Genomic DNA, 8,683 nt, shown 5'->3' with positions numbered 1-8,683 from the left:
GGCAGGGTCGGTGCGGTCGGTGAGAGGGGTGCGGTCGGTGGGGCCGAGGCCCGCTGGACCGGCACGGAAGTCGAAGCCCCGGCGCGGGAACCGGGGGGCTGCGGCGCGGCGACCGGCGCCGTCTGCGCGGGCGCGGCCGTGAGGGGAGCGCCGAGGGGGGAACGTCGCCCGGCGGCCGGCAGGGAGTCGGAGGGGCGTGGGGCGTCGACGCGCGGGGCTTCGACGTGCGGGGGGACGGGTGTGCGGCCGGTCGCCGGACTCCGTGCCGCGACGTGCGCGGCGCTCGCCGCCGGGGTCGTCGGTGCCGTCGGCGTCGTGGCCTCGGGCGTGGGGTGCGCGGGGGACGGAAGGGGCGCACCGAGCCCCGCACGGGGAGGCGCGGCATGGCGCTGCACCGGTCCAACGGGCGCGGAGTCGCTGGAAGCACGGGTGCGCGGGGCGGTGGTCGGAGCCGTTGTCGGGGTCGGGAACTCCGGGCCGGGACTCGGGGCAACGGGTCCGAGCCGCGACCCCGTACGGCCGGGAGCCGCCGGGGGTGCGGCCGCGGACGCGCGACGGACGACGGGTGCCGGTGCGCCGGGGGACGGGGGCGGGGGGTGAGGGGGGGGTTGCCCCGCCGGCGCCGCCGTGGCCGGACGGTGATCCGGGGAGGTGGCGGCGGGCAACGGGGTGGCAGCGGAAGTCCGGACGGCCGGAAGCTGTTCGGGGCGCGCCGCCCGGGGCGGGAGGGGGGAGGCGGCGGACCGGGCGGCGCGCGGAGACGCGGGAACGGGTTCGGCGGGTGATACCGCCACCGGGGTCGCCGGGGCCACGGCGCGCTGTACGGCCGGAGTGCCGAGAACGTGCGTCGGGTCGGGTGCGCCGGACCGGGGCGTGGCGTGCGGAGCCGGTCGGGGCGTCCCCGAGGCGTCTGCCGCCGCAGGGGCAGGCGCAGGGGCCGTGGGCGGTGCCTGCGGGGGAGCGGCGTGTGTCGCCGGTGCGTCGGGGCCGGCCGTCGGGCCACCACTCTGGGTGGGCGTGGGCGTGGGCGCGTGCGGTCGGGCGTTCCGCTGGACCGTGGGCCCGGCGGCCGGGCCGGCGGGCACCGTGGGGGAGCGGCGAGCGCCGGCCGGAGCGGGCGGTGTCGCTCCGGGCGCGGGTACTGCCCGCTGAACGGGCGCATCGGGCCCGTACGTCGGCGTCCTCCCGGCCGAGGCGGGCTGCGGCGATGCCGGGGACGCGGCTGCCCCGGACTTCGGCGCGGGGGAGGGCGGGGAGACCTCCCGCGCGGAGCCGGAGGCACCGGTCACGGGCGACCTCTCCCCCTCGCCGGGCGTGTCCGTGCGCGGCGCCTTCGCGGCGGGCGGCGCGCCCTGCGGGGACACCTCACGCGGCCCGGTGGACGCCGCCCCGAATGCCGCCGACCCCGGCGTGCCCGGAACGCCGGACCCACCCGGAACAGTCGATGCGCCGGCCCCACCCGACGGGCCTGACCCGCCCGGTGTGCCGGATCGCCGTGCGGAACCTTCGGTTCCGGACACTGTCCTGCGCTGTACGGGCGCGCCAAGTCCCGCACGCACGACGGCGGGACCGCTGCGTTCCGCCGACGCGGCACGCGGCGAGGTGTCCCGTACGGGAGCGCCCGGTACGGGACGGTCCCGCAGGGGACGGGTGACCTGCGGCTCGCCCGCCGGCGTGGGCGGAACGACGGAGTCATCGAGGGACGCCGGACGGGCCGGGGACGCCGGACGAGCCGGGGACGGGCGAGGTGTAGGGGACGACGCGCGGTCGGAGGACGACGCGCTCGTCGAGGACGACGCACTTTCAGAGGGTGCCGAATGCCCAGGGGATGCCGAACGCCCAGGAGATCCAGAACGCTCGGGAGGTGCCGAACGGGCCGGGAACGACGAAGGGGCCGGGGACGCTGCCGGGGGTGCAGCGTCCCCGGCAGCGGAAGGACCGCCCGGGCGGGGAGTCGCAGCCCGCTGCACGGCGGGCACGACACTCGGGGCGGAGGCGGAGGCGGAGGCGGAGGCGGAAGAAGCGGCGGAGGCGCCGAGGCCGCCCCGGTCGTCCTCGGCAGCCGAGGCCGCCGGGGAAGCCGAACCCGGCGCGGACGGCGTCGCCGCCGGCGCACGGGTGGTCCCGCGTGTCGCGGGCAGGGTCCGTCGGCCGGCCGCGGGGGCGGGCGGCGCCTTGGCCAGGAGCTGCCGTGTCCGGGGCGGAGCCGGCCGCACGGGCGTCACCTGGACACCGCGGTTCGCCGACCGGGCCGGGGCAGGCCCCGACTCCGGCGCCGGCGTCGGCGCCTGAGTCCGCGTCTGCGACGGCCGGTCGGCGCGTGAGCGCTGTACCGGAGGCGCCGGGGCCACGGCCACCGCCGGCGCGGACCCGACGGGCCGCGCCGCCTCGCGCGCCGAAGCAGATGCCGAAGCCGAAGCCGATGATCGTGCCGGTGCCGATGGGGCCCCGGTCGCCGCCGGGGACACCATGCGCTGCGGGATCGCCCGCAGGGGCGCCACCGGCAGGCTCCGTACGGCGGGCTCGCCGGCGGGACGGCCCGACGGCAGGTCCGGGGCGGGCCGTCCGAGGCCCACGACCGGCCGGGCGGACTCGGTCAGCGCGCCCGAGAGCAGGCTGCCGCCCGCCGCGGGGTCCAACACCGCGGGGGAGGAGCCCCGGGTGAAGGAGGGGTTCTGCCAGGTCGGCAGTCGCCCGCCGAAACCGGCGTCCGCGACGCCCGTCGGTGCGCCGCCCGTCGTCCGCCGCATCGGCGGCAGACCGGCCCAGGCGGCGACGGCCACCGGGGCCGCGGAAGCCACCGGGGCCCCGGAGGCCACCGCGGACGACGTGCCCGCGGGTCGTTCGGTGTCCGGAGTGGGGGAGCCGCCCGGCGCCGTTGTGCCGCCGTCGCTCCGCCGCCCCCTCAGCCGGTCCAGGAATGCCACGTGCTCAAGCCTCCGGCGCGCCGCGCGTCACGAGGGACGCGATCTGCTCGGTGTACCGGCGTCGATCCTGGTGCTCCAGGTCCAGGATCGCGTCCGGACCCCAGTGGAAGTGGTAGGCGACGTACGCGATCTCCTCGTGCAGCCGGTCGGTCGCGTACGTCACGATTCCCCCAGGCGGCTCCCGCCGAGCTCCACCTCGAAGGGCTCCGAGCAGTGCGGGCACTGCACGGCCGCGCGGGTGTGGCCCTCCGCGTTGATCTGGCGGTAGAAGTCCTGGAGGAACGCCAGGTCGGACGCGAACATGTTCTCCACGATCCCGTCGTGCACCATCGACAGCGTGCCCAGCCGGACGATGACCCGGCCGAGCAGCACCACCGAGAGGTACGCCGGGTTCTCCTGCACGCGAACGTCCCGCAGCGGGACCAGCTCGTCGCGCGCCGTGGACAGCCGCATGACACCGTCACGGTGCACGGTGCCCGCGTCGTCGACGTACCCGCGCGGCAGCTCGAAGGGGAACTCGGTACGCAAGGACTGCCTCGGGGTCTGGTCGGTCGGCGGGCCGGCGGGTCCGCGGTCCGGTGCGGCGGCGGGAGCCGAGCGGGGGAACTCCGCCCCCGCCGCCGCGGTCTGGGGCGCCATCGAGGCCGGGGCCTTGGCGGCCGAACGCCGCATTACTCGATGACCAGTTCTTCGAACACGATGGTGACGGTCTCGGTCAGCGCCGCCGCCTCGCCGGCCTTCACCGTGCTCGCGTCGATCTTGCTGCACCAGGCGTTGCGCAGGTTGTAGCGCTTCACCGGGTTGTTCTGGAAGTCCATCATGATGATGGAGGCGTTCTTGCGGGCCGTGCTCATCTGGCCGCGGATCGAGTCGTTGATCCACTGCGTGAACGAGGCCGACTGGGTCATGCCGCGCACGACCGTGCACTGGCCGTTCTTCTGCACGCCCGGCAGCAGCGACACCTCGGCCCGACCCTGCGCGCTGTTCTGCTGGTAGGTGATGACGTCCTGTTCGAGGGTGAGACCGCTGACCTCGGCGAGATACTCGACCATCACCCCGTCGATCTGGAGACCGAAGTTGTGTGAGGTGAGGGCGTCACCCGGCTGGAGACTCATGCGTTCGTTGTCCTTCTGAGGAGGGGAGGGGCTCGGGGAGGCGGCGGGGGCGGAGGCGGGCTCCGCGCCCGGTTACTCCTCCAGCTCCCCGTTGCCGCCGGAGAACTGCGCCAGCCGGAAGATCACGAACTCGGCGGGCTTGACCGGCGCGATGCCGATCTCGCAGATGACCCGGCCGAGGTCGACCGACTCCGGCGGGTTCGTCTCCTCGTCACACTTGACGTAGTACGCCTGCTCGGGGCTCTGTCCGAACAGGGCGCCGCCGCGCCACTCGTTGACCAGGAACGCGGAGACGTTGCGGCGGATGCGCGCCCAGAGGTTGTGGTCGTTCGGCTCGAACACCACCCACTGGGTGCCGATCAGGATCGACTCCTCCAGGTAGTTGAAGTACCGGCGGATGTTCAGGTAGCGCCAGGCCGGGTCGGAGGACAGGGTGCGGGCACCCCAGACGCGGATGCCGCGGCCGGGGAAGGCCCGGATGCAGTTCACGCCGATCGGGTTGAGCAGGTCCTGCTCGCCGCGGGTGATCTGGAGTTCGAGGTCGACGGCGCCTCGGACGACCTCGTTGGCGGGGGCCTTGTGGACACCGCGCTCGGAGTCGTTGCGGGCCCAGATGCCGGCGACGTGGCCGCTCGGCGGGACCAGGCGCGACTGCCCGGTCGCCGGGTCGAAGGACTTGATCCAGGGGTAGTACAGGGCCGCGTACTTGGAGTCGTAGTTGGCCGTCTCCTGGCGCCAGACCCGGATGTCACGGGCGTTCAGGCCGGGCGGCGGGTCGATGATCGCGACGCGGTCGCCCATCAGCTCGCAGTGCGCGATCAGACCGAGCTGGACCGCCTTGACGGCCTCCAGGTCGATCGCACCGCGCTGGTATGCGGCCATCAGGTCGGGCACGGCGACCATGGAGATCTCGTCCACGGCCTCCAGACCGCCGAAGCCCGTGCGGTCCGCGGAGTCGCCGAGGTACTGCGCCGGGCCGGCGTGGGAACCCTCGGCGCGACCGGCCGGCGCGGCCGGCTCGACGGGCGCGGGCGGCGCCGTCGGCAGTGCCACGGTCTGGTTCTCCGGACGGACCAACTGCGCGGCCGGCGCGGCCTCGGTCACGACGATGAGCTTGGAACGTTCCTTGACCTGCGTGACGACGTAGGAACGGTTGCCCTTCTTCGCGCTCACGTCGAAGGTCTCGACCGGCTTGTCGCCGTCCTTGACGATCAGCTTGAAACGCTCGGCGGGCCCCTCGCCCTCGGCGTCGGCGACCTCGACGGACAGCGGCCCTCCGGCGCCCTCCGCGGTGGCGGCCACGGCGAAGGTGCCGAGCGGACGGGACTCGGCGGCGGGCAGCGAGGCCCGGGGGGCCGCACCGGTGACCGCGGCGGGCGCGGACGCCTGCCCCTGGCCGGCGGCGTCCTCGGCCGAGCCGCCGACGCGCACGACGTACGCCGCCGAACCGCCGTTGTTGAAGAACCCGTACACGGAGTGCGCGAGGTAATAGCCGTCGGTGAAGTCGCCGAAGGCCGCGACGTACTGAGTCCAGTTGGTCACCAGCGTGGGCTCGTTCAGCGGGCCGGTCGGCGCCAGACCGACGAACGCGGCCACCGACGTGCCCACTCCCTCGATCGGGCGCGAACCGCTGGCCACCTCCTCGACGTAGACGCCGGGCGACAGATAGGACGGCATGCTCTGCTCTCCTCGGGTACGAGACAGGACACTCCACCTTGACCCGCGGGTCGCGCCCGCCGGAACGTCCCCCGGTACCCGAGCGGGGGCACGCTCGTTGCCCCCGCCGCTGCCCCTCCAGGCAGCGGTGAGGGCAAGGGCGATGAGCCCTGGCGGCAAGGGCGACCGGGCTGCCCCGAGGTCTGCCCCCGCGGACCTGTCGGGTCGGCGGGGGATCGGATAGGGCTGGAGGGCCAGCCGTCCGGACAGTCGAGAGAGAGCGTCATGCGCGCGCACGGTCAACGCAATCCGTCGTCGGACGAAAGGGACGCCCCCCGCCGGGCGGTGCCGCCGCCGAGCACGCCCGTGCAGAGACTGTTGGACCTCCACCAGGCGGCGGGGAACGCGGCGGTGGCCCGCGCGGTCGAGGCGCAGCGGCACCGGCACGGCCCCGGCTGCGGGCACGCGGAGCCGACCGTCCAGCGCCGGGAGGCCGCGCGGCACGACCACGAGCACGGCCACGAGGGGGAGCACGACGCCCGGCCCCCGTCGCAACTCGGTCTTCTCGGGCTCGCGCTGGCCACGCCGAGCAGCCCGCTCCCCGACCCCTTCCTGAGCAAGGCGAAGGCGTTCTACCGCAACGACCGCCTGGGTGCCGGGCAGGTCCACGACAACCCGGCGGCCCAGCGCGCCACCGCCGCCCTGGGCGCCCATGCCGTGACCGTCGGCAGCCACATCCTGCTCGGCCCCAAGGCCGTCGGCAACACCGAGATCCTCGCCCACGAGGCGAGCCACCTCGACAAGAACCTCCGGGGCGTCCGCGAGACGGGCCACGACAACGGCGCCGGCATGGCCGTGACCGACCCCGGGCAGGGCTCCGAACGCGCGGCCACGGCCGACGGCGCCGCCTTCGCGGCAGGACACGGCACCGCCCCGTCCGTCGCCCAGCGGGCGGCCACCGAGGAGAAGGAGGGCAACGAGAGCGCCCTGAACGCCGCGGGCCCCGGCACCCCGGCCGTCCAGCGCACGCTCTGGGAGTTCGAACCCGGCGGCACCTACACGGACGCCGTCGACACGCGGGAGACGCGCTGGCGCAACGAGCACGACGACCAGGACATCCGCACCTCCGCCCAACTGGGCGTCCCCCCGGGGACCACGCCGCGGCACACGGACGTCTACGACGACCAGACGGGCAAGGTCTACAGCAGCGGGAACGTGGCCTTCTCCAAGAAGGGCACCATCCCGGAACGCGAGTACCCCGAACGGGAGTCGAAGGCCCGCCGCGAACTGGTCACGGCCAAGCGGTACATCGCCACGACCCTCGCCCTCCTGAAGTCCGCGGGAGGCGACCCGAGCGGCGCGCTCCTGAGCGGGCTGCACTCCGGGTTCCCGGCGCTGCGGGCCATGACGCCCCGGCAGATCGCGGCGTTCCTGCCCCGTGTCGCCGAGGTCGTACTGCGCATCCAGTCGGGCCTGGACGCCCAGGGCGCGCAGATCGCCCTGGTCGGCGCGGGCACCGGCACCCCCTCCGAGGTCATGGGGTGGGTCGATCCCACCCTCGGCGAGCGGATCTCCCGCGCGACCAATCCGGACCTGCAGAAGAGCGAGGACCTGCCGACCATGGACACGGGTCGCTCCGGCCCCATCCACCTGACCAAGGGCGGCCAGATCGCCTGGTACGTCATCCACGAGGCCACCCACCGGTTCGCCGGCACCCTGGACTACCAGTACAGCCCGCGCGACGCGGAGCTGACCCAGGACACGATCGCCGACAGCCTGGCCCGGGACTTCCCCGAGGCCTCCGCGGAGCAGGAGAGGACCAACCTCGGCAAGCGCACCCTGAGGGATCCGGGGGAGTACACCGGGGACAACGACGACTCGGACCGGCAGCCCAACTGGTACGCCATGGGACAGCGCGCCCTGATGAACGCGGACTCCTACGCCCAGTTCATCATGATCGTCAACGGCGAGCGGGCGCCCAGGACCTGATGCGGCGCATGAGGGTACGCCGGGGCAACCAGGTCTGCCCTCGCGGCTCCTGACCGGCGGCGCGGGCGCGGTTAGCGTGCCGGGGGTGAGCCTCTGGACTTCGCTGGAACCCGCCTCCGTCACCGTCGACCCCGGCAGCAGCACGCGCGTGCGCCTACGCGTGCGCAACACCGGTGACGTGGTCGACGAGTATCGCTTCGAGCCCGTCGGCGACGTGGCCCCATGGATGACGGCGGAGCCGGCGACCTTGCGGTTGTTCCCGGGCACCACCGGGACGGTGGAGTTGACGTTCGCGCCGCCCCGGACCCCCGACGCCACCGCCGGGCCCAACCCGTACGCGGTGCGGATCACGCCGACCGAGCATCCCGAGGCCGTGACGGTCCCGGAGGGGAACCTGACGATCACCCCGTTCACCGAGGTGCGCGCGGAACTCGTGCCGCCGATCGTGAAGGGCCGCTTCCGCGGACGCCCCAGGCTGGCGGTCGACAACCTCGGCAACACCAAGGTGACCGCGTCCGTCGCGGGCAGCGACACCGGCGACCACCTCGCGTACGAACTGCGCCCCGGGAACGTCCAGATCGAGCCCGGCAGGGCCGCGTTCGTCGACACGACCCTGCGCCCCCGACAGGTCATCTGGTTCGGCTCCAAGGAGCAACGGCCCTACACCCTGGCGGTGCGCCGCTCCGGAGTCGAGCCGCTGGACGTCGAGGGAACCTACGTGCAGCGCGGCTTCCTCCCGCGCTGGCTCGCCACCTTCTTCGGGCTCTTCCTGGCCCTGTGCGTCGCCTTCGTGATGATCTGGATCGCCTACAAGCCGCAGGTCCGCTCCGCGGCCACCGAGGCCACCGAGCAGGTGGGCGCCGTCCTGCCCCCCACCCCGGCACTCTCCCCGCCGCCGGCGTCGTCCTTGGGCTTCTCGGCCTTCGGCGGTTCCGGGTCGGCGGTGGGGGACGGCGGCGGGGGGGGGGGGGGGGGGGGGGGGGGGGGGGGGGGGGG

The 8,683-nt window shown here is 74.8% G+C and carries 5 protein-coding genes and 1 pseudogene; 2 read left to right on the top strand and 4 right to left on the bottom strand.

Translation table 11 applies throughout. The annotated features are described in order from the left end of the window. Nucleotides 1–2,931 precede the first annotated feature (2,931 nt). The 4 genes from ADK55_RS39090 to ADK55_RS06835 form a co-directional block, all read right to left on the bottom strand. Nucleotides 2,932–3,090 carry a DUF6760 family protein gene (locus ADK55_RS39090; RefSeq protein WP_199826461.1) on the bottom strand — a complete coding sequence of 53 codons (159 nt, stop codon included), beginning with the start codon at nt 3,088–3,090 and terminating at the stop codon, nt 2,932–2,934. After that, a complete protein-coding gene (locus ADK55_RS06845; protein WP_053676563.1) occupies nt 3,087–3,599 on the bottom strand; it encodes a hypothetical protein in 513 nt (170 codons plus the stop codon). Before ADK55_RS06845 ends, ADK55_RS39090 begins: the two co-directional genes overlap by 4 nt. Then, a complete protein-coding gene (locus ADK55_RS06840) occupies nt 3,599–4,042 on the bottom strand; it encodes a phage tail protein (RefSeq protein WP_053676562.1) in 444 nt (147 codons plus the stop codon). Before ADK55_RS06840 ends, ADK55_RS06845 begins: the two co-directional genes overlap by 1 nt. Nucleotides 4,043–4,114: 72 nt before the next feature. Then, nucleotides 4,115–5,719, bottom strand: coding sequence for a phage tail sheath subtilisin-like domain-containing protein (locus tag ADK55_RS06835; protein ID WP_053676561.1), 1,605 nt, complete (start codon nt 5,717–5,719; stop codon nt 4,115–4,117). A gap of 264 nt (nt 5,720–5,983) precedes the next feature. Here ADK55_RS06835 and ADK55_RS37465 point away from each other — a divergent pair, with 264 nt between their 5' ends. Together ADK55_RS37465 and ADK55_RS06825 are read left to right on the top strand one after the other, a co-directional pair. Beyond that, nucleotides 5,984–7,687 (top strand): DUF4157 domain-containing protein, encoded by a 1,704-nt coding sequence (locus ADK55_RS37465; protein WP_107089111.1) that lies wholly within the window; start codon nt 5,984–5,986, stop codon nt 7,685–7,687. A gap of 85 nt (nt 7,688–7,772) precedes the next feature. Continuing rightward, nucleotides 7,773–8,683 (top strand): annotated as a pseudogene (locus tag ADK55_RS06825) (hydrogenase expression protein); the annotation flags it as partial.

The organism is Streptomyces sp. WM4235 (assembly GCF_001279725.1).
In the GTDB taxonomy this organism is placed as follows: Bacteria; Actinomycetota; Actinomycetes; order Streptomycetales; family Streptomycetaceae; genus Streptomyces.
Note: the sequence above shows the minus strand (reverse complement) of the source record. Positions and strands in the feature narration are given on the sequence as shown.